Below are 24,922 nucleotides of genomic sequence, written 5' to 3'. Positions count from 1 at the left end.
ATGGCTGTCACCCGCTACCAGGCGCTGGCCGACGATATCGCGCGCGCCATACGCGAAGGCCTGCTGCAGGCAGGCGACAAGCTGCCCTCCGTGCGCGACACCTGCGCCACGCGCGGCGTCAGCCCTTCTACCGTCTTCCAGGCCTATTACCTGCTCGAGGCGCGCGGCCTGGTGCAGGCGCGGCCGCGTTCGGGCTATTACGTGCGGGCCCTGCCGGCCAGCCTGCCGCCCGAGCCCGATACGTCGCAACCGCGCGGCGATTCCAGGCCGCTGGCCATCAGCGAACGCATTTTCGATATTCTGGGATCCGTGCGCGACCGCAAAGTCGTGCCGCTGGGCTCGGCCTTTCCGTCGGCATCGCTGTTCCCGCTGGAGCAGCTGGGGCAGGCCATGGCCGGCTACCTGCGCCACCTGGACCCGCACGACACCGTCGAAAGCCTGTCACCCGGCTACCCGCGCCTGCGCAGGCAGATCGCCCTGCGCTACCGGGCGGCGGGCGTGCCGGTTACGCCCGACGACGTGGTCATCACCACCGGCGCCCTCGAGGCGCTGAACCTGTGCCTGCACGTCACCACCCGGCCGGGCGATGCGGTGATCGTAGAGTCGCCCACGTTCTACGGCGCGCTCCAGGCGCTCGAACAGCGCGGGCTGAAGGCTGTGGAAGTGCCCACCCACCCGCGCCAGGGTATTGACCTGCAAGCCCTGGAAGGCGCCATCCGGCGGCATTCTCCCAAGGCGTGCTGGCTGATGACCCAGTTCCAGAACCCGTTGGGCAGCCTGATGTCGCAAACCGGCAAGCGCGACCTGGTGGCGCTGCTGCGGCGCCACCAGATCCCGCTGATTGAAGACGACGTCTATGGCGAACTGTATTTCGGCGATTCCCGGCCCCTGCCGGCCAAAGCCTACGACACCGACGGCCTGGTGCTGCATTGTGCGTCGTTCTCCAAATGCCTTGCGCCGGGGTTTCGCATCGGCTGGGCGGTGGCGGGCCGCTACGCGCGGGCCGTGCAGCGCCTGAAGCTGGCCACCACGCTGTCGGCCTCGGTGCCGGCGCAAGGGGCGTTGGCGGGATACCTGGAACGGGGCGGCTACGACCGCCACTTGCGCCGGCTGCGCGCCACCCTGGCCGCGCAGCAAGAACGCATGCTGGACGCAGTGGCGCGCTACTTTCCGCCCGGCACCCGTGTCACGCGCCCCCAGGGCGGTTTTTTCGTGTGGCTGGAAATGCCGGCGCCCGCCGACGCGCTGGACCTGCACCGCCGCGCCCTGGCGCGCGGCATCAGCGTCGCGCCGGGGCCGATTTTCTCGGCCGGCGGGCAATTTGCCCATGCGTTGCGCCTGAACTACGGCCACCCCTGGGACGACCGCATGGAAGACGCCATGCGCGAACTGGGCGCGCTGGCCGGGCGGCGCCGCGGCGCCGCCCCACGCGCCGGCGCATCCGGCTAATTGCGCGTAGATGCGTCGCGCACGCGCCTGACGTCGAAGGCGGTCACGGCGCCGGCCTGGTTACCCCAGCTGGAACGGATATACGACACCACGGCCGCGATATCGGAGTCGCTCAGCATCGGCCCGAACGGCGGCATGCCGTGCGGACGCGGATTGGCCGCCGTGGCAGGGGCGTAGCCGCCATTGAGCACCATGCGTATCGCATTGACCGCCAGCGGCGCCGTCACGGTGGGGTTGCCGGCCAGCGCCGGCCACGCCGTGCCGATGCCCTGCCCCTGGTCCTGGTGGCAGGCCGCGCAATGCTGCTGGTACAGGCGGCCGCCATGTTCCAGCAACGCCGGCGCGGCGGCGCGCGCCTGGGCCGGCGCCGCAATGGCCGGCACCGGCAGGGACTTCAGATACGTTCCGATGGCCAGAGCGTCTTCGTCGGTAAGAAACTGGGAGCTGCCCAGCACGACTTCGGCCATCGGCCCGCTGGCCGTGGATTGCCTGGCCATGCCGGTTTGCAGCAACTGGGCGATGTCGTGCGCGTTCCAGTGGCCCAGCCCGGTGCCCGGGGCGTTGTCCAGCGGCGGCGCATACCAGTCCAGGCCGTCGATAAAGCCGCCCGACAGACCGTCTTGCGCGCGCGTGGCGCCCAGGCTGTTGCGGGGCGCGTGGCAGGCGGCGCAATGCCCCAGCCCTTCGACCAGGTAGCGCCCCCGGTTCCAGGGCACCGGCTCGCCCGGATCGGGCTCGAGCACGCCGGGGCTGAAATACAAGGCCCGCCAGAAGGCCAGCAGCCCGCGCTGGTTGTACGGAAAATCCAGCTCATGGGCGCGGCTGGGCTGCTCCACCGGCTCGACCGTGCGCAGGTATGCGTACAGCGCGTCCGAGTCCGCGCGCGACATGCGCGTGTACTCCGTGTACGGAAAGGCGGGGTACAACAGGCTGCCGTCCTTCGATTTGCCATTGTGCAGGGCCTGCCAGAAATCGTCGGCGCTCCATTGGCCGATGCCCGTGCGCGGGTCCGGCGTGATGTTCGGCCCATAAAGGGTGCCAAAGCGCGTGGGGATGGCGGTGCCGCCGGCGTAGGCCTTGCCGCCTTGCGTGGTATGGCACGCCATGCAATTGCCCAGGCGCGCCAGATACCGCCCCTGCTCGACCTGGCGTCCGGCCTCGGCGGGGTCTGCGGGACGGCCCGTCGAGGTGTCGTCGCGCGTGCCCATCCAGTACAGGGCCGCAATCGCGGCCACGCACGCGAGCAGCAGCGCAAGCACAGATATCTTGATGATGCGTTTCATGCCGGCCCTTCTACTGTTGATTCTGGCTGCCGCATTCGGCGGACAAGGCCGCCGTGCCGGCCGGGTCTGGCACATAGGGCTCGACGACAGGCTGCGATGACAGCCACGCCGAAAGCGCGCCGATATCCTCGGGCGTCAGCTTACTGGCGACATCGGCCATGCAGTCCGGCTCGGCGGCGCGGCGCAGCCCGTTCTGCCAACTGCCGATCTGCGCGCCGATGTAGTCGCGCGGCAGGCCCAGCAAACCGGGTATCGCCGGCGCCTGGCCGCTGAGCGCGGCGCCGTGACAGGCCACGCAGGCGGGCAGCCCGCGCGACGCGTCGCCCTGCAGGGCCAGCGTGCGGCCATGTTCGAGCATGTCGGCCGAGGCCGCCGGCCGCGCCGGCCGGGGGTACGGCACGTGCTGTTCGGCGAAATAGGCGGCCATTTCCCGCAAGTAGTCGTCGGGCAGCCCCACCAGCAGGTGAGTCATGGGGCGATACTGCCTCAGCCCGTCGCGAAAGTTCAGCAACTGGTGGTAAAGATAGTCCGCGGGTTTGCCGGCCAGGCGTGGATAGTAGCCGTCGGCGCCGGCCTTGCCCTGCTCACCGTGGCAGGCCGTACAGGCGGCCACTCGCGCCTGCATGGTATCGGGCTGCAGCACCGCGCCTTCCTGCGCGGCGGCAGCATGCGACAAGGCCACGGCGGCAGCCAGCACAGCCAGCTGGCGCCGCAGGCGACCGGAGCGGGAAAAAAGGGAAAATACTGGCATCAAGTAGGCAGAGGGATAGGCAAATAAGCAGGCCAGACGTGCTGGCAACCTCAGATTACGCCGCCGCGGCACTCGGGTATAGGATCAGTCTTACAGTTTAAGGCCATATCAGATGCGAACCGGCGGCCAACCCTGCGGCAAATTCATGCAACAATCAAAACCATGCTAAGTGTTGTCCTTATCACTGGAATATCCGGGTCCGGCAAATCGGTCGCGCTGCGCATGCTGGAAGATGCCAGCTACACGTGTATCGATAACCTGCCGGTAAGGTTTCTGAGCGAATTCGTGGCCGGCGCGCGCGACGATGGCCTCGAGCGCGTCGCCATTGCCATCGACGTGCGCTCGCCCGGCGAGCTGGCCGAATTGCCGGGCGTGCTGACCGCCATGCGCGCCATGGGAACGTCGTTGCGCGTCATATTCCTGGACGCCAACACCAACACGCTGGCGCAGCGCTATTCCGAATCGCGCCGCCGCCATCCGCTGACCGACCGCCTGTCGCGTGGCGGGCAGGCTCCTTCGCTGCTGGACTGCATTTCGCTCGAACGCGACCTGCTGGCTCCGCTGCGCGAACAAGAGCACGTCATTGACACGTCCGACCTGACCCCCGGCCAGTTGCGCGCCTGGATCCGCGACCTGGTGCAGGCCGACCGGCCGCCGCTGGTGCTGACTTTCGAGTCGTTTGCCTACAAGCGCGGCGTGCCCAGCGATGCCGACCTGGTGTTCGACGTGCGCTGCCTGCCCAACCCCTATTACGACCGGACGTTGCGTCCGCTGACGGGGCGCGACGAACCCGTCGCCACATGGCTGGCGAGCTTCGACATCGTGGGCCGCATGATCGACGATATTACCGATTACCTGCGGCGCTGGCTTCCGCAATACACGCAGGACACGCGCAACTATCTCACGGTGGGCATCGGCTGCACGGGCGGCCAGCATCGCTCGGTATATGTGGTGGAGCAACTGGCCAAGCGCTTCTCCGACCACGACCCCCTGCTGGTGCGGCATCGCACGCAACTGCCGGATGAGCCCCAATGAACCGTAGCCGCCTGATTCTCGCTCCCGTGCTGCTTGGCCTGGCGGTGCTGATCGCCGGCTGCTCGTCGCCCGGCACCCGCAAGGCCGGCGGCTATTACCAGGACGACGGCCCGGGCGCCCATCCGCCGTCCGACCTGGACAACATTCCCGACGCGATTCCGCGCCTCGAACCCCTGGCCGGCGGCGCCAACCGGCCATATTCGGTGTTCGGAAAACGCTACGTGCCCGTGGCCGACCAGGACCACGCCTATAAGCAACGCGGCATCGCCTCGTGGTACGGCAAGAAATTCCATGGCAGGCGCACCTCCATCGGCGAGGTCTACGACATGTACGCCATGACGGCTGCCCACCCCACGCTGCCGCTGCCCAGCTATGCGCGCGTCACCAGCAGCATCAACGGCCGCACCGTGGTGGTGCGGATCAACGACCGCGGGCCGTTCCACGGCGGCCGCATCATCGACCTGTCGTATGCAGCGGCGCACAAACTGGGCATCATCGAGCCCGGCAGCGGCGAAGTGGTGGTCGAACGCATCCTGCCGGGCGAAATCCGGCTGGCGCAGGAACGCAGCGCGGGCGTCGCCAGTGCGGCTTCGGCGCAAACCGTGGCTGACGCCCCCCCTCTGGCCGCCACGGAAGTTGTCGTCGCCGAGCTGGCGCCGGCCTCGCCAGGCTCGGGCGCGGACGCGGCCAGCGGCGTCTACCTGCAGGTGGGCGCTTTCAGCCAGCCGGCCAATGCGCAGACCCTGATGCAACAGGTCAACGCGCAACTGGACGCCGCCGCCGAAACGCCGCCGGCCAGGGTGCAGCAGGCAGGCGGCCTGTACCGGGTGCGCATCGGCCCGTACACCGACCGCGCGACGGCGCTGGGCGCCGCGCGGCAGGTGGCCGATCGCACCGGCATCCTGCCCAGCCTGGCCACTTACTGACACTGACGCGGGCTGGCGCGGCCTGGCCGTTTACCAGGGCAGCTCCGCCTGCCCGTCGGTAATGCGTCGCGCCCGCGCGTTCTGCCCGGGATAGCGGTGCCCTTCGTGCGCCAGCAGCGCGTGCTTGCGCGCCAGCCCGCCGCCGAAACCCGTCAGCGACGTGTCGCGGCCCACCACACGGTGGCACGGGATGAAGATCGAAATGGGGTTGCGGCCGATCGCCTGCGCCGCCGCGCGCACGGCCTTGGGCTTGCCTATGGCCTGCGCCAGTTCGCCATAACTGCATGTTGCGCCGAACGGCAGGGCCAGCAGCGCCTGCCACACGGCCTGCTGGAACGGCGTGCCGCGGGGGTCGAGCGGCACCCGGAATTCGCGCCGTTTGCCCGCGAACCATTCGGCCAGTTGCCCGCGGGCCTGCACCAGCACGGCATGTTCGGGCGCCAGCCGCCACGCGGCCGACGGCGGCGGCAGGTCCCACTGGTCCAGGAACCACGCCCCCTGCAGCGCCGCGTCGCTGGCGGCCAGGCGCAGGCCGCCCAGCGGGGTATCGGCGTCCAGGTAGGCCACCGGAGCCCGGATATCGGCCCGCGTCATGAGCCTGCGCGCGCCTTCCTGGCCAGCGCCGCGGCGTACAGGGCGTCGCGCGGCTGGCCTGTCACTTTGGCGGCCACGCGCGCTGCGTCGCGCACCGACAGGGTTTCCAGCAGCGCATCGAGCAGCACGCCGGTGGCCGGATCTTCCGGGTTTTCGGAATCGGCCGGGGCGGCTTCTGCGGCGTGCACGATCAGCACGAACTCGCCCTGCGCGCGATGCGGGTCGGCTGCCAGCCAGCCGGCCGCTTCCGACAGGGGCAAAGTGACGATCTGCTCGAATCGCTTGGTCAGTTCGCGGGCGATGGTCAGCAGGCGCCCGGGGCCGCACACATCGAGCAAGTCCGCCAGGCAGGCGCCCAGGCGATGCGGCGACTCGAACATCACCACCGGGGCCGGCAGCGCGCACCACGAGCGCAGCCAACGCTGGCGCGCAGCGGACTTGGCCGGGGCGAAGCCCGCAAATGCATAAGCCGGGTTTTCGTCCGAGGTGGCGCCGCTGCCCATCAGCGCGGCGATCACCGCGCTGGGGCCGGGCACCGGCACGACGGCGTAGCCGGCCGCGCGCACGGCCCGCACCACGCGCGCGCCGGGGTCGCTGACGGCGGGCGCGCCCGCGTCTGACACCAGCGCCACACGCTGGCCTTGCGCCAGGCGTTCGCAGATGCCCTGCGCGGCGGCAGCCTCGTTGTGCCGGTGTGCGGCCATCAGGGGCGTGGAAATTCCCCAGGCGTCGAGCAGGCTGCGGCTGGCGCGGGTGTCTTCGGCGGCGATCACGTCGGCCCGCGACAGCGCCTGCCACGCACGCAACCCCAGATCGCCCAGGTTGCCAATGGGAGTCGCCACAACGTAAAGCGTGGCCTCGGGCCAGTGCTGGCCGGCGACACGCTCGGCCATGCGGCTCCAGGCATCGCCGGCGATCGCAGGCGGGACATTCAGGTTCATAGTCGGATGGCGGCCAGGCGGCAAATTGTGCCAGTGTAGCCCTCCCATCGGCCCGGATCACGCCCATGTCCGACCCTTTCCTGGAAATCGCCTACACGCGCGCCCGGCAGGCGCAACAGCGGCTGCTGAAGCGGCGCCGCGCCGCCGCCGGGCGCACGGCCCGTCCGCCGGCGCGCGCCGAAGCGCCCCGCCGGTCGCCCACGCAACGCGCCGGCCATACGCATGAAACCCGGGCGCTTGCCCTGCTGACGGCCGCCGGCCTGGCGCCGCTGGCGCGCAACCTGCATTGCCGGGCAGGCGAGATCGACCTGGTCATGCGCGACGGCGATACCCTGGTGTTCGTAGAGGTGCGCGCCCGCACCGGCCACCGCTACGGCGGGGCGGCCGCCAGCGTGGGGCGGGCCAAGCAGGCCCGGCTGGCACGGTGCGCGGCCCTGCTGCTGCCCGCACTGGCGCTGCGCCACTGGGGTGGCCGCACACCCCCGGTGCGCTTTGATGTCGTGGCCTTCGACGGCGGCAGGGCGTGCTGGCTGGCGGCCGCGTTCACCCCTTAGCCCGCCTGCCGCCATGAGATAATGCGGGCCATGGATATGACCTCTCGCATGACGTCGCACTTTCGCGATGCCATGGCCGCCTGCGAAGCAAGCATGCAAGCCCTGTCGGCCCCGCTGGCCAGCGCGGTCGACATGCTGTTCGCCGCCCTGGCCAACAATGGCAAGATTCTGGCATGCGGCAACGGCGGTTCGGCCGCCGACGCCCAGCATTTCATCGCCGAACTGGTCGGCCGGTTCGAGCGCGAACGCCTGCCCCTGGCGGGCATCGCCCTGAACACCGACACCGCCATCCTGACCGCGGTCGGCAACGACTACGGCTTCGAAGAAATCTACGAACGCCAGGTGGGCGCCCTGGGCCAGCCAGGCGACCTGCTGGTGGCCATTTCCACCAGCGGCAATTCCGCGAACGTGGTGCGCGCCGTACAGGCTGCCCACGACCGCGAAATGTCGGTCATTGCGCTTACCGGCAAGGGCGGCGGGGTAATAAGTGAACTCTTGACCGCGCACGACGTCCATTTATGTGTACCCAACGACCGCACCATGCGCATCCAGGAAATCCACGCCCTGATGCTGCATGCCATGTGCGACGGTATTGACGCCCTACTTCTAGGAGACACCGAATGATGCCCGACGCCAAGACAGTTGCCCGACCGCTGCTGCTGGCCGCCATGCTCGGCACCGCCGCCCTGTCGCTGTCGGCTTGCGCGCCGCTGGTGGTGGGCGGCGCGGCGGCCACCACGGCAGTGGTCATCACCGATCGTCGTACGTCGGGCGCGCAGCTCGAAGACCAGAACATCGCGTTCAAGGCCGAATACCAGATCAGCCAGAAGCTCGGCGATGCCGCCCGCATCAGTGCCGTGTCGTATAACGGCCTGGTGCTGCTCACCGGCGACGCCCCTTCCGAGGCCGCCAAGGCGCAGGCCACCGAAATCGCGCGGGGCATCCAGCACGTCAAGTCGGTGGTCAACCAGATGAACGTCGGCCCTGCGGCCTCGTTCGGCACCCGCTCCAACGACACGTGGCTGACTTCCAAGGTCAAGACCGCGCTGCTCAACACCAAGTACGTGCCCTCGGCCACCATCGTCGTCACGACCGACCGCAGCGTCGTCTACCTGCTGGGCATGGTCACCGAAGCCGAAGGCAACTATGCGGCCACGGCCGCATCCCAAGTCGGCGGCGTGGCCAAGGTTGTCAAGCTGTTCCAGATCATCAGCCGCGAAGAAGCCGTGCGGCTGTCGGGCCCGGCCAGCGCCAGCACGCCGCAACCGGCGGGCGGCTCGTCGCAGTCCCACGCGGCGCCCATCGAAACCGGCACCGGCGGCCAGGTCGGCGGCGTCGAAGTCATGCCTATCAAGTAAATGAAAAAACTCATTCTTTCCCTGGCCGTCCTGGTGGCGGCCGGCATCGGGGCCTGGTTCATATGGCGCCCCGCCGCCCCCGCCCCCGATGTGGCCTTTACCACCATCGACGGCAGGAAGTTCAGCATGCACGACCTGCGGGGCAAGGTCGTGCTGGTGAAGTTCTGGGCCACGAGCTGCGTCACGTGCGTCAAGCAGATGCCCGACAACATCGACACCTACAACGCGTACGCGCCCAAGGGCTACGAAACCGTGGCCGTGGCCATGAGCTACGACCCGCCCAACTACGTGCTCAATTTCGCCGAAACGCGCAAGCTGCCCTTCCCGGTGGCCCTGGACGTCAGCGGTGAAATCGCACGCGCCTTCGGCGACGTCAAGCTCACGCCCAGCGCCTTCCTGGTCGACAAGCAGGGGCGCATCATCAAGCGCTACCTGGGCGACTACGACAAGGCCGAATTCCACGCCGCCATCGAAAAAGCACTGGCGGCCGGCTGATCATCCACGCGGCCGCGCGCATGTCCGCGACGTTCAATTTCAAACTGCTGTCAGCCTTTGTATCGGTTGCCGAGCATGGCAGCTTTCGCAAGGCCGCCGAACAATCGTTCGTGTCGCTGCCCGCCATCAGCATGCAGGTCAAGCAGCTCGAGTCCCAGCTGGGCGTGGCGCTGTTCCACCGCACCACCCGGCGGGTCGAACTCACGCCCGAAGGCGAAGAGCTGCTGATCAGCGCGCGCAAGGCCCTGGCCGAACTCGACAGCGGGCTGGCCCGCATCCAGCAGGCCGCCAATGCGCAGCAAGGCAACCTGGCCTTTGCCTGTGTGCCCACCGTGGCGGGCACGCGGCTGCCCGCCGTGCTGACGGCCTATGCCCGCCACTATCCCGGCATTGCGGTGCGGGTACGCGAACTCACCCACCACGACCTGCTCGAAGCCGTACGCCGGCGCGAAGTCGATTTCGGCATCGGGCCGGTGGAAGACAAGCGTCCCGATCTTGAATTCCACCCGCTATTCAACGACGAATACTGCGCGCTGCTGCCGCACGGCTACCGTCACAACGGCCGGCAGGCCATCACCTTGCGCGAAGTCACGCGCCTGCGGCTGCTGACGCTGGCGCCCAACTCGATGTTTCGCAACCATCTGGAAGCGGCGCTTCAGGCCAGCGGCATCAAGGCCGACCTGGGCTACGAGTTCACGCATGCCAGCACGCTGATCGCCATGGTCGAAGCCGGCCTGGGCGCAGGCATCCTGCCGCGCATCGCCATTCCGCGCGGCACGACGCTGACTGCCGTGCGCATCACGCGGCCCGCCCTGCACCGCACGATTGCGGTGGTCACCATCCGCGGGTACACGCTATCGCCGGCCGGCGCCAGACTGGTGGAAATGCTGGGTTCCGGCGACGCCGCCTAGCCACGCCATTATTAAATTTTCCTGAACAAACCCTAATATTATTTGATTTGTTCCCAGGTCCACCCCGGCATACCATGTAGCCGTTGCGGGCACGGTCTGCCTGCGTGGAATCCCGATCGACATGAAAATCCGCAAGATCGCTGGCGCCCTGGGCGCCGAATTGTCCGGCCTGGATCTGGCTGCCGGACTGACCGACGAACAGGCTGCCGACGTGCGCCGGGCGCTGCTCGACCACCAGGTCATATTCATCAAAGACCAGAAACTCACTGCCGCGCAATACCTGGCCTTTGGCCAGGCGATGGGCGAGCCGATCGAATACCCTTTCGTGCGTGGGCTGCAAGGCTATCCCACGATCATCGAAGTCAAGAAACTGGAACACGAGACGCTGAACTTCGGCGGCATCTGGCATTCGGACACTACCTATCTGCAAGAGCCGCCCATGGGTTCGATGCTGCTCTCGCGCGAAATTCCGCCATACGGCGGCGACACCATGTTCGCCAACCAGTATCTGGCCTACGAAGCGCTGTCGGAGACGATGCGCGGGCTGCTTGACGGGCTGGTGGGCATCAACAGTTCAGCCCAGGCCGACGTATCCAAGACGCGCGAAGACCGCATGCGCACCGATGGGCCCGGCGCGGCGCCGAAGGACTACGTGGCCGAGCACCCCGTGGTGCGCACCCACCCCGAAACGGGCCGCAAGGCGCTGTATGTGAATGTGGCCCATACGGTGGGCATCAAGGGCATGCGCCCCGAAGAATCGGCGCCGCTGCTGCGGTTTCTGTTCGACCACCAGGTCAAGCCCGAATTCACCTGCCGCTTTACCTGGACACCCGACACCATCGCGTTCTGGGATAACCGCTGTACGCAGCACAACCCGGTAAATGACTACCACGGCTTCCGGCGGGTGATGCATCGCATCACCCTCAAGGGCGAACGCCCCGCCTGACCGCGGCGGCCGCCCCGCATGGGGCCGCCGCCTGTACCACACGACGCTCAGAACGCCGGTACGACAGCGCCCTTGTACTTGTCCTGGATGAACGCTTTCACCTCGGGCGTGTGCAGGGCGTCGACCAGCTTCTTGATGGCGGGCGCGTCCTTGTTGTCGGGGCGCGCGGCCACCAGGTTCGCGTAGGGCGAATCCGCGCCCTCGATGAACAGGGCGTCTTTGGTGGGCACCAGGCCGGCCTCGAGGGCGTAGTTGGTGTTGATGAGCGCCAGCGCCACGTCATCGAGCGCGCGCGGCAACATGGCGGCCTCGAGCTCGCGGAATTTCAGCTGCTTGGGATTTTCCACCACGTCCAGCGGCGTGGCGACGATGTTGGACGGGTCTTTCAGCTTGATCAGGCCCTGCTTCTGCAGCAGCAGCAAGGCACGGCCGCTGTTGGACGGGTCGTTCGGGATGGCTATCGTGGCGCCCTGGGGCAGCTCGGCCACCGACTTCACCTTGCGCGAGTAGCCGCCGAACGGCTCGACGTGGACCAGGCCAACCGACACCAGCTTGGTGCCGCGGTCTTTGTTGAAGGTGTCCAGGTAGGGCTGGTGCTGGAAGAAGTTCGCGTCCAGCTCTTTGTCGGCCAGCTGCAGGTTGGGCTGCACGTAGTCGCTGAACACCTTGATGTCGAGCTCTACGCCGTCTTTGGCGAGCACGGGCTTGACCACTTCCAGGATTTCGGCGTGCGGCACTTGCGTGGCGCCCACGACCAGTTTGTCGGCTTGGGCCGCACCGGCCAGGAAGAAGGCGGACGCCAGCAGGGCCGTCCGGGCAAAGAGAAAACGCATGATGGACCTCGTGGGAATAGGACAGAAGGGCCGCCTGCCCCCAGGGGGGCCGCGGCCGTTGCAAAACGCCCTCAATTTACCTGAATAGCAGTCATTTGTCGGTCATAACGTCATGGGTTGCGGGTATAAGTAATTGGGCGGGTCTACAATCTGCCGTATGCTTGCCCTGGCAGCGCCGAGCCCGCGCCGGCGCAGGCATTTTTCCTTTTTCACACTTTGCAGAGCTCCAGTTGCCATGACCGACACCCCCGACCCTGCCGCCGTATCGTCGCCCGCCATCAAAGCGGCCGTTCTTTCCGAAGCACTGCCGTATATACGACGATTCCATGGCAAGACCATCGTGGTGAAGTACGGCGGCAACGCCATGACCGACGAGCGCCTGCAACGCAGCTTCGCGCACGACGTGGTGCTGCTCAAGCTGGTGGGCCTGAACCCGGTGGTTGTGCACGGCGGCGGCCCGCAGATCGACGACGCCCTGCGGCGCATCGGCAAGCAGGGCACCTTCGTGCAAGGCATGCGTGTCACCGACGCCGAAACCATGGAAGTGGTCGAATGGGTGCTGGGCGGCCAGGTGCAGCAAGATATCGTCATGATGATCAATGAAGTCGGCGGCAAGGCCGTGGGCCTGACCGGCAAAGACGGCATGCTGATCCAGGCGCGCAAGAAGCTGATGGCCAACAAAGACAACCCCGACGAACCCATCGACATCGGCTTCGTGGGCGACATCACCCAGGTCGAGCCGGCCGTGGTCAAGGCGTTGCAAGACGACCAGTTCATTCCGGTCATCTCGCCCATCGGCTACGGCGAAGACGGCACGGCGTACAACATCAACGCCGATGTGGTGGCCGGCAAAATGGCCGAAGTGCTGGGCGCCGAAAAACTGCTGATGATGACCAACACTCCGGGCGTGCTCGACAAAAGCGGCAAACTGCTGCGCAGCCTGTCGGCCCAGACCATCGACGAGCTGTTCGCCGACGGCACGATTTCGGGCGGCATGCTGCCCAAGATCGCGTCGTCGCTCTACGCCGCCAAGAACGGCGTGAATTCGGTGCACATCGTCGATGGCCGCGTGCCCCACTGCCTGCTGCTCGAAATCCTGACCGACCAGGGCGTCGGCACGATGATCAGCTCGCATTGATGCAGGTTCGCCGCCATCTGCTGCGGCCGGCGGCGCGCCTGCGCCGCTCGCGCCGCGCGGCCACGGCCGTGGCCGAACGGCTGTGGCTGTTCGACCTCGACAATACCCTGCACGACACCTCGCACGCGATCTTTCCCCGCATCGACCAGGGCATGACGGCGGCAGTGGCCGAAGCGCTGGACGTGGACATCGACACGGCCAACGAGTTGCGCTCCAAGTATTGGCATCGCTACGGCGCCACCGTGATCGGTATGGTGCGCCACCATGGCGTGGACGCCCATGCCTTCCTGCGCCGCAGCCATGATTTCGACGTCAATCCGCTGGTGCGCGCCGAATCCGCGTTGGCCGACAAGCTGCGCCGGCTGCCGGGCCGCAAGGTGCTGCTGACCAACGCGCCTTTCGACTACGCGCGCGCCGTGCTCAGGCGGCTGGGCATACTGCGCCAGTTCGACAGCATCTGGGCCATCGAGCACATGCGCCTGCATGGCGAGTTCCGGCCCAAGCCCTCGCCGGCCCTGCTGCGCTACGTGCTGGCGCGCGAAGGCGTGCCCGCGGCGCGCGCGGTGCTCGTCGAAGATACGCTGCCCAACCTGCGCGGCGCCCGCCGCGTAGGGGTCGGCACCGTCCACGTGTACCATCCCGGCACGCCTTTTGCGCGCGCATCCTGCCACCGGCCGGGCTATGTCGACTTGCGGGTAAACTCGGTAAGCGACCTGCTGCTGCGCCGCCGTCCGTTGCGGCGCTAGCGGCGGCCCATCTTCCCATCCACCGATTGTCGGCCCATGGCGAGCAAACCCGGCGAACGCAAAAACCAGATCCTGCAAACTTTGGCTGAAATGCTGGAGCAGCCACATGCGGCACGCATTACCACCGCGGCGCTGGCCGCCCGCATGCAGGTTTCGGAAGCGGCTCTGTACCGGCATTTCGCCAGCAAGGCGCAGATGTTCGAAGGCTTGATCGAGTTTATCGAAGTAAGCCTGTTCACCCTTATCAACCAGATTGCCGCGGCCGAACCGCTGGGCCTGGCGCAGGCGCGCAAGACGGTGTCGATGCTGCTGGCATTCTCGGAGCGCAACAAGGGCATGACGCGGGTGCTGACCGGCGACGCGCTGGTCACGGAAGACAACCGGCTGCAGGAACGCATCAACCACATCAACGACCGCATCGAGGCCACGCTGAAGCAATCTCTGCGCGTGGCAGTCAGCGACGGCGACCTGCCCGCCGATGCCAACATCACCGCCCACGCCAGCCTGTTGACCCACCTGGTGCTGGGACGCTGGCTGCGGTACGCCCAAAGCGGATGGCGCGTGGCGCCTACCGTGCATCTGGATGAGCATCTGAGGGTGTTGCTCTGAGGGGCTTTTCGGGGGAGGGCTGGTTGTCCTTTCTGTTGACGCCGGGCGCCGGGGGCGTAGCGGGAGGCGGGCTTCACGGGGCCGGTCGGCCGCCCCCCGCGGCCGACACCGCGTCGTCAACCTCGTCAGCCTGCGGCTTCCTTCGGTTTCCCTAGCTCGCCCCCGAGGCGCCCGCCTCCCGCTACGCCCCCGGCGCCCGGCTGCATCGGTGAATGTGGTCAGGTTGCTGAAAAAAAAACCGTGTCGTGCGGGGCTGATGCTCAAGAGGGGTGGGAGAAGTGCAGGGCCGCGTCAAGCGCCCGCCCTGCGCGGACGCCTGACGCGTTCGGGTGATGGAATGCGAGGATTGGCGGTACGTAAGGTGGCACGGTCAACGAAGCTCGACAGCCAACCTGGTTAGTGACCTCCGATCGCCCCACCAACACCGCACCGCCGCCCTACCCCGCCAACGGAACAAGCCCCCCGCCAGCCCACCCCGAATGCCCGGGCAGGCCGCGCAGGGCGGCCTGCCCAGGCGGCCCGCTACCATCTCCCGTCCCCTTGACGACCTGAACACGGCCAAGCACACCGGCGGCGCCAATAACCGTGGCAAACCGACACCGCGAGCCGGCGGGCGGGGACAGGCGGGGGAGCGGCGCCTCGGGGCCGAGCGAGGGAAACCGAAGGAAGCCGCAGGCTGACGAGGTTGACGAAGCGGTGTCGGCCGCGCGGGGCGGCCGACCGGCCACGTGAAGCCGCTCCCCCGCCTGTCCCCGCCCGCCGGCGCTTCAGTACTCAGTACCCCCCGGCATACCCCAACACCCCAACCGTCACGCCTGCTCCCCCCGATGCCTGGAGACGCTCATCAATATCCCGCAGGCAATCCCCATGGTGAACAGCGCCGTCCCGCCGTAGCTCATGAATGGCAACGGCACGCCCACTACCGGCAGGATGCCGGTCACCATGCCCACATTCACGAACACGTAGATGAACACCATCATCGTCAGCGCCCCGGCCAGCAGGCGGCCGAACTGGGACGAAGCGCGCATGGCGATGGTCAGGCCCCGAGCGATCAACAGCCCGTACAGCACCAGCATCGCCACCCCGCCGTACAGCCCGAACTCTTCCGCGTACACCGCGAAAATGAAGTCCGTCGTGCGCTCAGGGATAAAGTCCAGGTGCGTCTGCGTGCCCTGCATATAACCCTTGCCATACAGACCGCCCGACCCCACCGCGATCATCGACTGGATGGTGTGGAACCCCTTGCCCAGGGGGTCCGAGCTGGGATTGAGCAGCGTGCATACCCGCTGCTTCTGGTATTCGTGCAATACCACCCAGTCAACGCCGGCCTGGCACAGCGAATTTTCGTAATAGATCAGCGTGCCTATGCCCGCCACCCCGATCACCGTCAGGGGCACCAACAGCTTGAACGACAGGCCCGCGAAATAGATCACGAAGAACCCGGCGCCGAACACCAACAATGCCGTGCCCAGGTCGGGCTGCAACACGATCAAGCCGAATGGCGCCGCGAGCATGGCGGCGGCCGCCAGGAAATCGCGGATGCGCACGTCGCCTTCGTGGCGCTGGAAATACCAGGCCAGCATCATCGGCACGGCGATTTTCATCATTTCGGATGGCTGGATGCGCGTAACGCCCAGGTCCAGCCAGCGCGTCGCGCCCTTGCTGGTTTCGCCGAAAAATTCCACCCCCAGCAACAGCACCACGCCCACCACATAAAACGGCAGCGCCAGCTGCATCAGGCGCCTGGGCGGCACCAGGGCCACGACCCACATCGCCGCAAAGGCAATCGCAAAGTTGCGCGACTGCTCGGCAAAGCGCCAGTCGGTGCTGCCCACGGCCGAATGCATGACAGTAAGGCCCAGCGCGGCGAACAGGGCCAGGATGACCAGCAATGGCCAGTCGAAGGCAAGGAAAATCCGAGCCAGCAGCGCGCCCAGGCGTTTCATGGCTTGGCTCCCGTGGAAGACTCAAAAAGCTCGCTCAGGTCGGACAACGCTGGCGCAGTTGACGGAACGCGGCGAGCCGGCGCGGGCGGCGGCGTGGCCGGCGCCAGTGCGCGAGGCGTGGGGCGCGGACGCGGAGCGGGAGGAGCGGGCGGACGCGGCTCGGCACGCGGCGCCGGCTCGGCGCTGGCGTCGGAGGCCGAGTCGGCAACCGCGCCATCGGCCGTCGGCGCCTGCGCGGGCAACGTGGGCGCGGCGGGCGCCGTCTTGGCCAGCCAGTAATCGAACACCTTGCGGGCAATGGGCGCGGCGACACTGGCGCCCCAGCCCGCATTTTCTACCAGCAGCGCCACGGCGATGCGCGGGTTTTCCAGCGGCGCAAACCCCATGAACAGTGCATGGTCGCGCAAGCGCTCGTCCAGCTCGCTGGCCCGGTATTGCGCGCCGCGCAGGCTGAACACCTGCGCCGTGCCCGTCTTGCCGGCCGATTGGTACGAAGCGCCGGCAAAAGCGCGCCGCGCGGTGCCCGCACGCACCACGTCCGCCATGGCGGCCTTGATGATATCGACGTTGTGCTGTTCGAGCGGAATGCGATATTCCGGGTCCGACGGCGTGACCTTGACCTCGCCCGTGCGGGTATCGCGCACCGCATGCACCAGGTGCGGCCGGCGGTACGCGCCATTGTCCGCCAGCGTCGAAGTGGCCTGCGCCAGCTGCAGCAACGTGAACGAGTTGTAGCCCTGCCCCACCGCTACCGAAATCGTCTCGCCGGCGTACCAGCGCTGGCGTTCACGGCCCTTGTAGGCGTTGCGCTTCCATTCGGTAGAAGGCAGCACGCCGGCGCGCTCGCCATCGAGGTCGATGCCCGTGATCTGGCCGAACCCGAATTGCTTCGAGAAATCGTGCAGGGCATTCACGCCAATTTCGGGCCCCAGAGAATAGAAGTAGGTATCCGACGACACGACGATCGCGCGATGCATGTCGGTCATGCCATAGGCCGCGCCCCCCGCATTGCGAAAGCGCTGGCCGCCGAATTCGTAGTAGCCCGGGTCCGAGATGCGCTCGGTGGCGCTGCGCACGCCCAGCTGCAAGGCCGCCAGGGCCACGAACGGCTTGTATGTCGAGCCGATGGGATACGTGCCGTACAGCGGACGGTTGATCAGCGGATGGTCGGGCGATTCGTTCAGCATGCGCCAGTTGTCGACGTCAATGCCGTCAATGAACAGGTTGGGGTCGAACGACGGCTGCGACACAAACGCCAGGACTTCGCCGGTCTTGGGGTCCAGGGCCACCAGGGCGCCTCGCTGGTCGCCGAAGGCTTCTTCGGCGATGCGCTGCAAGTCCAGGTCGATGGACAGCATGATGTCCGAGCCCGGCACGGGGTCGGTGCGCCGCAGCGTGCGCACCGGGCGTCCCGTGGCGGTGACTTCGACTTCTTCCACCCCGGTCTGGCCGTGCAGCTGGCGTTCCCAGCTTTTTTCGATGCCCTTCTTGCCGATGACATCGGTGCCCCGATAATTGCCCAGTTGGCCGGTTTCTTCGAGCTGTTCGAGATCGTTGTCGGCGATACGGCCTATATAGCCCACCACATGCGCGGCCGTGGCGCCCTGGGGGTATTCGCGCACCCAGCGCGCGCGCAGCTCGACGCCGGGAAACTCATAGGCGTGCGCGGCGAACCAGGCGGCCTCGGTTTCGTTGAGGTTGTTACGCAGCACCAGGCTGGCATAGCGGCTGGACTCTCCCACGCGGCGCTTGAAGCGGCGCAGGTCGCCGGGGCTGACATACACAATGGGCGTCAGACGATCGAGCAGCTTGTCGATGTTTCCGGCCTGGGCCGGCACCACCTCAAGGGTATAGGTGCGGTAATTGCGCGCCAGCACCTGGCCATTACGGTCGAGGATCTCGCCGCGGCGCGGCGCAATGGGCACGACGGCGATGCGATTGCGGTCGGCGCGTTCGGACAGGCCCTCGTAGCGGTCGACCTGCAAATACCAGAAACGCCCCACCAGCACGCCAAAGCAGGCCAGCGCGAACAGGCCGCCCACCCACGCGCGCAGCTTGAAGCGCTGCTTCTGCTGCTGGCCGGTTTTCTTGAACTCGAACATGGGCACGCGGAAATGCCGGCCTCAGACGGACGAGGATTCGGCGTCGTCGGCGCCGCGCTGCGGCAGGTGCAGCGCCCAGCCCACCACCGGCCAAAGGGCGACGGTCAGCAACACGCCCAGGGCCCAGTCCCAGCCTGGCCAGCGCCCCGCCAGCCAGGCCAGCAACATCTGCTGCACGAGCCGCGCGACAAAAAACACGGGCAGCATGTGCAGCGCCTGGCTCCAGAGATCGAAGCGCTGCAGCCGTCGATGCAACACCACCGCTCCGTAGGCGATCAAGGTGTATTCGAGCGCGGTGCCGCCCAGCGCGCTGGCGTCATGCACATCCATGAGCAGGCCGAAGCAGAACGCCGCCACCATGCCCACGCGCCGCGGCTCGTGCACGCACCAGAACGCCAGCACCAGCGCCAGGACGTCGGGCGCGCCCGGCCAGGCGCGCCAGGGCAGCAGCGACAACAGCCAGGCCGCCAGCAGCGTGCCCCACACGAACGCGCCATGCGCCGGTCGCGTCAGGCGCTCGGGATGCACGTTGCTGGGCGTGCCCAGCCGGCGCGCCGTTTGCCGTACCGTCGGGTTATTGCGGTCCACCGCTGTCGGCCTCTTGAAGATCGGATTGCGCCCGGGCTACGTCGACTTGCAGCACCAGGAAGTGGCGATAGCGTTCGGGGTGGGCCAGCGGCTCGCACAGGGCCCGCGCGAAGCCGGACGCCGTGTCCCGTTCGACGGCCTGCACCTTGGCCACCGGCAGGCCAGCCGGAAAGAGCCCGCCCACGCCGCTGGTAACGATAACATCGCCTTCTTTGATATCGGCGTTGGCGGCCAGGTAGCGCACCTCGATGCGGCCGGGCGTATTGGAGCCGAAGGCGATCAGGCGCAGCCCGTTGCGCAGCACCTGCACCGGGATGGACACGCGCTCGTCGGTAACCAGCGCGGCTTCGGCAGCCATCGGCGTCACGCGCACGATCTGGCCCACCACGCCGCCTTCGTCGATGACGGGCATGCCCGGGGCCAGCCCTGCCTGGCTGCCCTTGTTGAAGACCAGCCGCTCCTGGAAACTGTTGGCCGGCTCGTACAGCACCTCGACCACCACCGCGGCCTGTTCTACCGTGTCGGTAACTCCGAGCAGGCGGCGCAGTTGCGCATTTTCCGCCGCCAGCTGGGCGGCGTGGGTCGCCACCTGCGACAGCTCGATGCGCTGGCGCTGCAGGGCTTCGTTTTCAGTGCGGATGCGGTTGGCCGCGTTGACCCATTCATTGACCTGTTGAACCAGGTCGCGCGGCGCCATGACAGTGCGCTGGAACGGATACAGCCCCAGGGCGACGACGCGCCGCAAGGGTTCGAGCACGTGGAATTGCGAATCGAGAACCAGCAGAACCAGCGACAGGACGACCATGACGGCCAGCCGCAGCTCTGCGGCCGGGCCGCGCCTGAACAGCGGTGGAGTCCCTTGTCGTTGCATGAATACCGAGGGGCGTCAGCCCGCAACCGCTGTACCGCGCGCCACAGGCGAGGCGGCGCCCGGCGGGACGGACTTAGTCGTTGATGAAAATGGCGCCCAGCTTTTCAAGGTGCTCAAGGGCTTCGCCGCAGCCACGTACCACGCAGGTGAGAGGATCTTCGGCCACCACCACCGGCAGGCCGGTTTCTTCCTGGAGCAGGCGGTCCAGGTCGCGCAACAGCGCGCCGCCGCCGGTCAGGGCGATGCCCTTGTCGGTGATGTCGGCGCCCAGTTCGGGGGGCGTCTGTTCCAGCGCGATCTTGACGGCCGACACGATCTGGTTGAGCGGATCGGTGAGCGATTCCAGGATTTCGTTGGACGACACCGTGAAGCTGCGCGGCACGCCTTCGGCCAGGTTGCGCCCCTTGACTTCGATCTCGCGCACTTCGGACCCCGGGAACGCCGAGCCGATTTCTTTCTTGATGAGTTCGGCGGTGGGCTCGCCGATGAGCATGCCGTAATTCCGGCGGATATAGTTGACGATGGCCTCGTCGAACTTGTCGCCGCCGACCCTTACCGAGCCCTTGTACACCATGCCGCCCAGCGAGATCACGGCCACTTCGGTCGTGCCGCCGCCGATGTCGACCACCATCGAGCCGCTGGCGTCGGACACGGCCAGCCCTGCGCCGATGGCCGCCGCCATGGGTTCTTCGATCAGGTACACATGCGAGGCGCCCGCGCCCAGCGCAGACTCGCGGATGGCCCGGCGCTCGACCTGGGTGGAGCCGCAGGGTACGCACACGATGATGCGCGGGCTGGGCGCCAGCATGTTGCGCGGATGGACCATGCGGATGAACTGCTTGAGCATCTGCTCGGTAACCGTGAAGTCGGCAATGACGCCGTCTTTCATGGGCCGGATGGCCTCGATGTTGCCGGGCACCCGGCCCAGCATCTGCTTGGCCTCGTGGCCAACGGCCTGGATGATTTTCTTGCCGTTGGGACCGCCTTCGTGGCGGATGGCGACCACCGATGGCTCGTCGAGCACGATGCCCTTGCCCCGGACGTAGATCAGCGTGTTGGCGGTACCGAGGTCGATCGCCATATCGCTGGAAAAATAACTGCGCAGGAATCCGAACATGGGAGCTCAGCGAGATTCGAGAATGAGGGCTGGACTGCTGGCGGCGGGCTGCAAGAGACACCCGCCGGACCGGTGCAGCGATTAAACCGTGAATGATAACTTATAATTTCGCCGGAAATAGCGCATAAATGCGGGCTATTCATGGTTTGTCACAGGACCGGGCGGTGTAAAACCCGGGCCGGTTACCATGGCCCGTCCTTCCTTCGATTTTTCTCAGTTTTCCTGCATGGCGCTCAACGAACAAGACGTGGCCCGCATCGCCCGGCTGGCCAGAATTGAACTGACTCCCGACCAGCGCTCTCGCGCCCAGGACGAACTCAACGGCATCCTTCACCTTATCGAACGGCTGCAGGCGGCCGACACGCAGGGGGTCGAGCCCATGGCCCACCCCCTGTCGGCCCACCAGGACATCGCCCTGCGCCTGCGCCCCGACGCCGTCACCGAGACGCCGTCCGAAGCGCGCCGTGCCGAGTTGCTGGCCAACGCGCCGGATGCCCGCGACGGCCTGTTCCTGGTTCCCAAGGTCATCGAGTAAGCCATGACGACTACCGCCCTGCACACCCAATTCGGGGGCATTGCCGAATTGCGCGCCGCGCTGGCCCGGCGCCAGGTCAGCGCCCGGGAACTCGCCGTCAGCGCGCTCGAAGCCGCCCGCGCGGCCGGCGACCTGAACGCCTTCCTGCATATCGACGACGCCCTGACACTGGCCCAGGCCGACGCCGCCGACGCCGCCCTGGCGGCCGGCAGCGCCGGCCCGCTGGCCGGCGTGCCCATCGCCCACAAAGACGCGTTCGTTACGCGCGGCTGGCACACCACCGCGGGCAGCAAGATGCTCAAGGGCTACGCAAGCCCCTTCGACGCCACCGTGGTGCAGCGCCTGCAGGCCGCCGGCGCCGTATCGGTCGGCAAGCTCAACTGCGACGAATTCGCCATGGGCTCGGCCAATGAAAACTCGGCCTACGGGCCCGTGCGCAACCCCTGGGACCCCGCGGCCGTGCCCGGCGGTTCGTCGGGCGGTTCTGCGGCCGCGGTGGCCGCGCGCCTGGTGGCCGCCACCACCGGCACGGACACCGGGGGCTCGGTACGCCAGCCGGCCGCGCTGTGCGGCGTCAGCGGCATCAAGCCCACCTATGGCACCGTGTCGCGCTTCGGCATGGTGGCCTTCGGCTCCAGCCTCGACCAGGCGGGGCCGCTCGCTCCCAGCAGCCGCGACCTGCTCGAACTGCTCGACCCCATGAGCGGCTTCGACCCCCATGACGCCACCAGCCTGGAAACCTGCGACGGCGCGCCCAACGAGCCTGGCCGCATCCGCGCCGCTTACGAGGCCGCCCAGGCCGCCTGCGACGCGGCCGGCAGCCTGACCCTGAAAGGCCTGCGCATCGGCGTGCCGCAAGAATACCTGGGCGCAGGCCTGGCCCCCGACGTGGCCGCGGCCGTCGAGGCCGCGCTGGCGCAATTCGAGGCGCTGGGCGCCGAGCGCGTGCAGATTTCGCTGCCGCGCACCGAGCTGGCCATCCCCGCGTACTACGTCATTGCGCCCGCCGAAGCGTCCAGCAACCTGGCCCGCTACGACGGGGTGCGCTACGGGCATCGCGCCGCCGAATACGCCGACCTCAACCAGATGATCGCCCGCTCGCGCGCCGAAGGCTTTGGCGACGAGGTCAAGCGGCGCATCCTGATCGGCACCTACGTGCTGTCTCACGGCTACTACGACGCCTACTACCTGCAGGCCCAGCGCGTGCGCCGCCTGATCGCCCAGGACTTCCAGCGCGCCTTCGCCGACCAGTGCGACGTCATCATGGGGCCGGTGGCGCCCACCGTGGCCAAGAACCTGGGCGACAACCGCGACGACCCCACCGCCGACTGGCTGGCCGACGTCTACACCCTGGGCGTCAGCCTGGCCGGCCTGCCCGCCATGTCCGTGCCGTGCGGCTTCGGCCAGCACCAGCGCCCCGTGGGCCTGCAGATCATCGGCAACTACTTCGACGAAGGCCGCCTGCTGGCCATCGCCGACCGTTATCAACAAGTCACCGACTGGCACCGCCGCGTGCCCGGCCAGCAAGGCACCAAGCAATGAACTGGGAAATCGTCATCGGCCTGGAAACCCATACCCAGCTTTCCACCAGCGCCAAGATCTTTTCAGGCAGCAGCACCCGCTTCGGCGCCGCGCCCAACACCCAGGCCAACGTGGTCGACCTGGCCCTGCCCGGCAGCCTGCCCGTGATGAACCGGGGCGCGGCCGAGCTGGCCATTCGTTTCGGCCTGGCCGTGGGCGGCGCCGTCGCGCCTCGCTCGGTGTTCGCGCGCAAGAATTACTTCTACCCCGACCTGCCCAAGGGCTACCAGATCAGCCAGTACGAACTTCCGGTCGTCACGGGCGGCTCGATCTCGTTCTTCGTGGGCGAAGAAGAAAAAACCGTCAACCTGACGCGGGCCCACCTGGAAGAAGACGCCGGCAAGTCGCTGCACGACGACTTCACCCTCGCCAACGGCAATGCGGCCAGCGGCATCGACCTCAACCGCGCCGGCACGCCGCTGCTCGAAATCGTCACAGAACCCGAAATGCGCTCGGCCGCCGAAGCCGTGGCGTACGCCCGCGCGCTGCACAGCCTGGTGGTGTGGCTGGGCATCTGCGACGGCAACATGCAAGAAGGCTCTTTCCGGTGCGACGCGAACGTGTCGGTACGCCCCGTGGGGCAGAAAGAGTTCGGCACGCGCACCGAGATCAAGAACGTCAACTCGTTCCGCTTTCTTGAAAGGGCCATCGTCTACGAAGCGCGCCGCCAGATCGAACTGCTGGAAGACGGCGGCACGGTCGTGCAGGAAACTCGTCTGTACGACGCCGATCGCGACGAAACGCGCAGCATGCGCAGCAAGGAAGACGCGCACGACTACCGCTACTTTCCCGACCCCGACCTGCCGCCGCTGGTCATTTCGTCCGAATGGATCGAAGCCGTCCGGGCGCAGATGCCCGAGCTGCCGGCGGCGCTGCGGTCGCGTTTCGAGCGCGACTACGGCCTGTCGGCCTACGATGCCGCGCAATTGTCGGCCAGCCGCGGCCTGGCGGCCTATTTCGAAGACGTGGCCGGCGCCCTGCCCGCGGGCCAGGCCAAGCAGGCCGCCAACTGGATCATGGGCGAGCTGTCCGCGGCGCTGAACCGCGATGAAAAAGACATCGCCGACGCGCCCGTGAAGGCGCCCGCGCTGGCGGCCCTGATCGGCCGCATCATCGACGGCACCATATCCAACAAAATCGCCCGCGACGTCTTCGCGGCGATGTGGGCCGGCGAGCATGGCGGCGACCCCGACGCCATCATCGAGGCGCGCGGCCTGAAGCAGATCAGCGACAGCGGCGCCATCGGCGCCATGATCGACGAAGTGCTGGCGGCCAACCCCGCCATCGTGGCCGAATACCGCGCCGGCAAGCAGAAGGCGTTCAACTCGCTGGTGGGCCAGATCATGAAAGCCGCCAAGGGCAAGGCCAACCCCCAGCAGGTCAACGAGCTGCTCAAGCAAAAGCTGGCGTAACCCGCAACGCGGCAGGCGCCCGCCGGCAAGGCCTGCGGGCGCCGCCAGCCCCGCGCAGGCGCCTGGCGCCGCACTCGGGTTTACCCTGCTTTCGGCCACGCAAATCCCGGCTTCTACAAAGCTGAATGCGCACGTCTCGCCGGCAGGCCAGAATTGACGCACACTTGCAGGCCGCGTCGGCGTTCGGCGCGGCCGGTATTG

At 67.5% G+C, this 24,922-nt stretch carries 25 protein-coding genes; 15 read left to right on the top strand and 10 right to left on the bottom strand.

Translation table 11 applies throughout. The features are described 5' to 3' along the window. Nucleotides 1–1,449 (top strand): PLP-dependent aminotransferase family protein, encoded by a 1,449-nt coding sequence (locus CAL18_RS00770; RefSeq protein ID WP_094817161.1) that lies wholly within the window; start codon nt 1–3, stop codon nt 1,447–1,449. Here the strand turns inward: CAL18_RS00770 and CAL18_RS00765 are convergent. Together CAL18_RS00765 and CAL18_RS00760 are read right to left on the bottom strand one after the other, a co-directional pair. Continuing rightward, nucleotides 1,446–2,732, bottom strand: a complete 1,287-nt coding sequence (locus CAL18_RS00765) for a cytochrome c (RefSeq protein ID WP_094817160.1) — start codon at nt 2,730–2,732, stop codon at nt 1,446–1,448. The genes CAL18_RS00770 and CAL18_RS00765 overlap by 4 nt on opposite strands. Nucleotides 2,733–2,742: 10 nt before the next feature. Further along, nucleotides 2,743–3,483, bottom strand: coding sequence for a c-type cytochrome (locus CAL18_RS00760; protein ID WP_094817159.1), 741 nt, complete (start codon nt 3,481–3,483; stop codon nt 2,743–2,745). Between the two features lie 162 nt (nt 3,484–3,645). On the opposite strand from CAL18_RS00760, the gene rapZ reads away from it, so the two are divergent. Both rapZ and CAL18_RS00750 read left to right on the top strand, forming a co-directional pair. Further along, nucleotides 3,646–4,518 (top strand): RNase adapter RapZ, encoded by an 873-nt coding sequence (gene rapZ, locus CAL18_RS00755; RefSeq protein WP_026640800.1) that lies wholly within the window; start codon nt 3,646–3,648, stop codon nt 4,516–4,518. Further along, nucleotides 4,515–5,444: a septal ring lytic transglycosylase RlpA family protein gene (locus CAL18_RS00750; protein WP_026640801.1), complete on the top strand. Its 930-nt coding sequence runs from the start codon at nt 4,515–4,517 to the stop codon at nt 5,442–5,444. Before rapZ ends, CAL18_RS00750 begins: the two co-directional genes overlap by 4 nt. A 30-nt stretch (nt 5,445–5,474) precedes the next feature. On the opposite strand, the gene CAL18_RS00745 is transcribed toward CAL18_RS00750, so the two are convergent. Continuing rightward, nucleotides 5,475–6,038 (bottom strand): methylated-DNA--[protein]-cysteine S-methyltransferase, encoded by a 564-nt coding sequence (locus tag CAL18_RS00745; protein WP_026640802.1) that lies wholly within the window; start codon nt 6,036–6,038, stop codon nt 5,475–5,477. Then, a complete protein-coding gene (gene rsmI, locus CAL18_RS00740; protein WP_094817158.1) occupies nt 6,035–6,979 on the bottom strand; it encodes a 16S rRNA (cytidine(1402)-2'-O)-methyltransferase in 945 nt (314 codons plus the stop codon). Before rsmI ends, CAL18_RS00745 begins: the two co-directional genes overlap by 4 nt. 65 nt (nt 6,980–7,044) lie before the next feature. Here rsmI and CAL18_RS00735 point away from each other — a divergent pair, with 65 nt between their 5' ends. The 6 genes from CAL18_RS00735 to CAL18_RS00710 all read left to right on the top strand — a co-directional run bounded on the left by CAL18_RS00735 (nt 7,045) and on the right by CAL18_RS00710 (nt 11,243). Continuing rightward, nucleotides 7,045–7,533 (top strand): YraN family protein, encoded by a 489-nt coding sequence (locus tag CAL18_RS00735; protein WP_094817157.1) that lies wholly within the window; start codon nt 7,045–7,047, stop codon nt 7,531–7,533. Nucleotides 7,534–7,563: 30 nt separating this feature from the next. After that, nucleotides 7,564–8,157 (top strand): phosphoheptose isomerase, encoded by a 594-nt coding sequence (locus tag CAL18_RS00730; RefSeq protein ID WP_038852559.1) that lies wholly within the window; start codon nt 7,564–7,566, stop codon nt 8,155–8,157. Further along, a complete protein-coding gene (locus tag CAL18_RS00725; RefSeq protein WP_026640806.1) occupies nt 8,154–8,891 on the top strand; it encodes a BON domain-containing protein in 738 nt (245 codons plus the stop codon). Before CAL18_RS00730 ends, CAL18_RS00725 begins: the two co-directional genes overlap by 4 nt. Beyond that, nucleotides 8,892–9,386 (top strand): peroxiredoxin family protein, encoded by a 495-nt coding sequence (locus CAL18_RS00720; RefSeq protein WP_026640807.1) that lies wholly within the window; start codon nt 8,892–8,894, stop codon nt 9,384–9,386. A 20-nt stretch (nt 9,387–9,406) separates the two neighbouring features. Beyond that, a complete protein-coding gene (locus CAL18_RS00715) occupies nt 9,407–10,297 on the top strand; it encodes a LysR family transcriptional regulator (RefSeq protein ID WP_094795774.1) in 891 nt (296 codons plus the stop codon). 121 nt (nt 10,298–10,418) lie between these two features. Then, nucleotides 10,419–11,243, top strand: coding sequence for a TauD/TfdA dioxygenase family protein (locus CAL18_RS00710; protein ID WP_038852562.1), 825 nt, complete (start codon nt 10,419–10,421; stop codon nt 11,241–11,243). Between the two features lie 47 nt (nt 11,244–11,290). Here CAL18_RS00710 and CAL18_RS00705 read toward each other — a convergent pair whose 3' ends face one another. Beyond that, nucleotides 11,291–12,076, bottom strand: coding sequence for a MetQ/NlpA family ABC transporter substrate-binding protein (locus CAL18_RS00705; RefSeq protein WP_026640809.1), 786 nt, complete (start codon nt 12,074–12,076; stop codon nt 11,291–11,293). Between the two features lie 235 nt (nt 12,077–12,311). Between CAL18_RS00705 and argB the strand changes: the two genes are divergently transcribed. From argB to slmA, 3 genes are read left to right on the top strand one after another with little or no spacing between them, the layout of a single operon-like run. After that, nucleotides 12,312–13,214, top strand: a complete 903-nt coding sequence (gene argB, locus CAL18_RS00700) for an acetylglutamate kinase (RefSeq protein WP_026640810.1) — start codon at nt 12,312–12,314, stop codon at nt 13,212–13,214. Then, nucleotides 13,214–13,960 (top strand): pyrimidine 5'-nucleotidase, encoded by a 747-nt coding sequence (locus CAL18_RS00695; protein ID WP_026640811.1) that lies wholly within the window; start codon nt 13,214–13,216, stop codon nt 13,958–13,960. The genes argB and CAL18_RS00695 overlap by 1 nt, the downstream gene beginning before the upstream one ends. A 36-nt stretch (nt 13,961–13,996) precedes the next feature. Then, complete coding sequence (gene slmA / locus CAL18_RS00690) at nt 13,997–14,569, top strand: nucleoid occlusion factor SlmA (RefSeq protein ID WP_026640812.1); 573 nt, start codon at nt 13,997–13,999, stop codon at nt 14,567–14,569. Nucleotides 14,570–15,378: 809 nt separating this feature from the next. On the opposite strand, the gene rodA is transcribed toward slmA, so the two are convergent. The 5 genes from rodA to CAL18_RS00665 all read right to left on the bottom strand — a co-directional run bounded on the left by rodA (nt 15,379) and on the right by CAL18_RS00665 (nt 21,193). Next, the gene (gene rodA / locus CAL18_RS00685) at nt 15,379–16,515 is read right to left on the bottom strand and encodes a rod shape-determining protein RodA (RefSeq protein WP_026640813.1); all 1,137 of its coding nucleotides are present in this window, start codon (nt 16,513–16,515) and stop codon (nt 15,379–15,381) included. Further along, a complete protein-coding gene (gene mrdA / locus CAL18_RS00680; RefSeq protein ID WP_026640814.1) occupies nt 16,512–18,617 on the bottom strand; it encodes a penicillin-binding protein 2 in 2,106 nt (701 codons plus the stop codon). The genes rodA and mrdA overlap by 4 nt, the downstream gene beginning before the upstream one ends. A gap of 21 nt (nt 18,618–18,638) precedes the next feature. Further along, complete coding sequence (mreD, locus tag CAL18_RS00675) at nt 18,639–19,205, bottom strand: rod shape-determining protein MreD (protein ID WP_026640815.1); 567 nt, start codon at nt 19,203–19,205, stop codon at nt 18,639–18,641. Then, a complete protein-coding gene (mreC, locus tag CAL18_RS00670; protein ID WP_026640816.1) occupies nt 19,192–20,076 on the bottom strand; it encodes a rod shape-determining protein MreC in 885 nt (294 codons plus the stop codon). The genes mreD and mreC overlap by 14 nt, the downstream gene beginning before the upstream one ends. A 73-nt stretch (nt 20,077–20,149) precedes the next feature. Beyond that, the gene (locus CAL18_RS00665) at nt 20,150–21,193 is read right to left on the bottom strand and encodes a rod shape-determining protein (RefSeq protein ID WP_012247450.1); all 1,044 of its coding nucleotides are present in this window, start codon (nt 21,191–21,193) and stop codon (nt 20,150–20,152) included. Between the two features lie 226 nt (nt 21,194–21,419). On the opposite strand from CAL18_RS00665, the gene gatC reads away from it, so the two are divergent. Genes gatC through gatB form a run of 3 tightly spaced genes read left to right on the top strand, consistent with a single transcriptional unit; the run spans nt 21,420 to nt 24,721 of the window. Continuing rightward, nucleotides 21,420–21,728: an Asp-tRNA(Asn)/Glu-tRNA(Gln) amidotransferase subunit GatC gene (gene gatC / locus CAL18_RS00660; RefSeq protein WP_026640817.1), complete on the top strand. Its 309-nt coding sequence runs from the start codon at nt 21,420–21,422 to the stop codon at nt 21,726–21,728. A gap of 3 nt (nt 21,729–21,731) precedes the next feature. After that, nucleotides 21,732–23,270, top strand: coding sequence for an Asp-tRNA(Asn)/Glu-tRNA(Gln) amidotransferase subunit GatA (gatA, locus tag CAL18_RS00655; RefSeq protein WP_094795770.1), 1,539 nt, complete (start codon nt 21,732–21,734; stop codon nt 23,268–23,270). Further along, nucleotides 23,267–24,721, top strand: coding sequence for an Asp-tRNA(Asn)/Glu-tRNA(Gln) amidotransferase subunit GatB (gene gatB / locus CAL18_RS00650; RefSeq protein ID WP_094795769.1), 1,455 nt, complete (start codon nt 23,267–23,269; stop codon nt 24,719–24,721). Before gatA ends, gatB begins: the two co-directional genes overlap by 4 nt. Nucleotides 24,722–24,922: the final 201 nt, after the last annotated feature.

The sequence above is a fragment of the Bordetella genomosp. 7 genome (genome assembly GCF_002261415.1).
Lineage (GTDB): Bacteria > Pseudomonadota > Gammaproteobacteria > Burkholderiales > Burkholderiaceae_B > Bordetella_A.
The sequence above is the reverse complement of the archived record's forward strand: the minus strand, read 5'-3'. Positions and strand labels throughout refer to the sequence as shown.

What these genes read in the sequence shown, in the direction of transcription:
- CAL18_RS00715 (WP_094795774.1), top strand. Translation starts at nt 9,407, where the DNA reads ATGTCCGCGACGTTCAATTTCAAACTGCTGTCAGCCTTTGTATCGGTT.
- mreC (WP_026640816.1), bottom strand. Translation starts at nt 20,076, where the DNA reads ATGCAACGACAAGGGACTCCACCGCTGTTCAGGCGCGGCCCGGCCGCA.
- CAL18_RS00735 (WP_094817157.1), top strand. Translation starts at nt 7,045, where the DNA reads ATGTCCGACCCTTTCCTGGAAATCGCCTACACGCGCGCCCGGCAGGCG.
- gatB (WP_094795769.1), top strand. Translation starts at nt 23,267, where the DNA reads ATGAACTGGGAAATCGTCATCGGCCTGGAAACCCATACCCAGCTTTCC.
- CAL18_RS00745 (WP_026640802.1), bottom strand. Translation starts at nt 6,038, where the DNA reads ATGACGCGGGCCGATATCCGGGCTCCGGTGGCCTACCTGGACGCCGAT.
- gatA (WP_094795770.1), top strand. Translation starts at nt 21,732, where the DNA reads ATGACGACTACCGCCCTGCACACCCAATTCGGGGGCATTGCCGAATTG.
- rapZ (WP_026640800.1), top strand. Translation starts at nt 3,646, where the DNA reads ATGCTAAGTGTTGTCCTTATCACTGGAATATCCGGGTCCGGCAAATCG.
- argB (WP_026640810.1), top strand. Translation starts at nt 12,312, where the DNA reads ATGACCGACACCCCCGACCCTGCCGCCGTATCGTCGCCCGCCATCAAA.
- CAL18_RS00730 (WP_038852559.1), top strand. Translation starts at nt 7,564, where the DNA reads ATGGATATGACCTCTCGCATGACGTCGCACTTTCGCGATGCCATGGCC.
- CAL18_RS00705 (WP_026640809.1), bottom strand. Translation starts at nt 12,076, where the DNA reads ATGCGTTTTCTCTTTGCCCGGACGGCCCTGCTGGCGTCCGCCTTCTTC.
- CAL18_RS00765 (WP_094817160.1), bottom strand. Translation starts at nt 2,732, where the DNA reads ATGAAACGCATCATCAAGATATCTGTGCTTGCGCTGCTGCTCGCGTGC.
- slmA (WP_026640812.1), top strand. Translation starts at nt 13,997, where the DNA reads ATGGCGAGCAAACCCGGCGAACGCAAAAACCAGATCCTGCAAACTTTG.
- CAL18_RS00770 (WP_094817161.1), top strand. Translation starts at nt 1, where the DNA reads ATGGCTGTCACCCGCTACCAGGCGCTGGCCGACGATATCGCGCGCGCC.
- CAL18_RS00720 (WP_026640807.1), top strand. Translation starts at nt 8,892, where the DNA reads ATGAAAAAACTCATTCTTTCCCTGGCCGTCCTGGTGGCGGCCGGCATC.
- mrdA (WP_026640814.1), bottom strand. Translation starts at nt 18,617, where the DNA reads ATGTTCGAGTTCAAGAAAACCGGCCAGCAGCAGAAGCAGCGCTTCAAG.
- CAL18_RS00725 (WP_026640806.1), top strand. Translation starts at nt 8,154, where the DNA reads ATGATGCCCGACGCCAAGACAGTTGCCCGACCGCTGCTGCTGGCCGCC.
- rodA (WP_026640813.1), bottom strand. Translation starts at nt 16,515, where the DNA reads ATGAAACGCCTGGGCGCGCTGCTGGCTCGGATTTTCCTTGCCTTCGAC.
- gatC (WP_026640817.1), top strand. Translation starts at nt 21,420, where the DNA reads ATGGCGCTCAACGAACAAGACGTGGCCCGCATCGCCCGGCTGGCCAGA.
- CAL18_RS00750 (WP_026640801.1), top strand. Translation starts at nt 4,515, where the DNA reads ATGAACCGTAGCCGCCTGATTCTCGCTCCCGTGCTGCTTGGCCTGGCG.
- CAL18_RS00760 (WP_094817159.1), bottom strand. Translation starts at nt 3,483, where the DNA reads ATGCCAGTATTTTCCCTTTTTTCCCGCTCCGGTCGCCTGCGGCGCCAG.
- CAL18_RS00710 (WP_038852562.1), top strand. Translation starts at nt 10,419, where the DNA reads ATGAAAATCCGCAAGATCGCTGGCGCCCTGGGCGCCGAATTGTCCGGC.
- CAL18_RS00665 (WP_012247450.1), bottom strand. Translation starts at nt 21,193, where the DNA reads ATGTTCGGATTCCTGCGCAGTTATTTTTCCAGCGATATGGCGATCGAC.
- CAL18_RS00695 (WP_026640811.1), top strand. Translation starts at nt 13,214, where the DNA reads ATGCAGGTTCGCCGCCATCTGCTGCGGCCGGCGGCGCGCCTGCGCCGC.
- rsmI (WP_094817158.1), bottom strand. Translation starts at nt 6,979, where the DNA reads ATGAACCTGAATGTCCCGCCTGCGATCGCCGGCGATGCCTGGAGCCGC.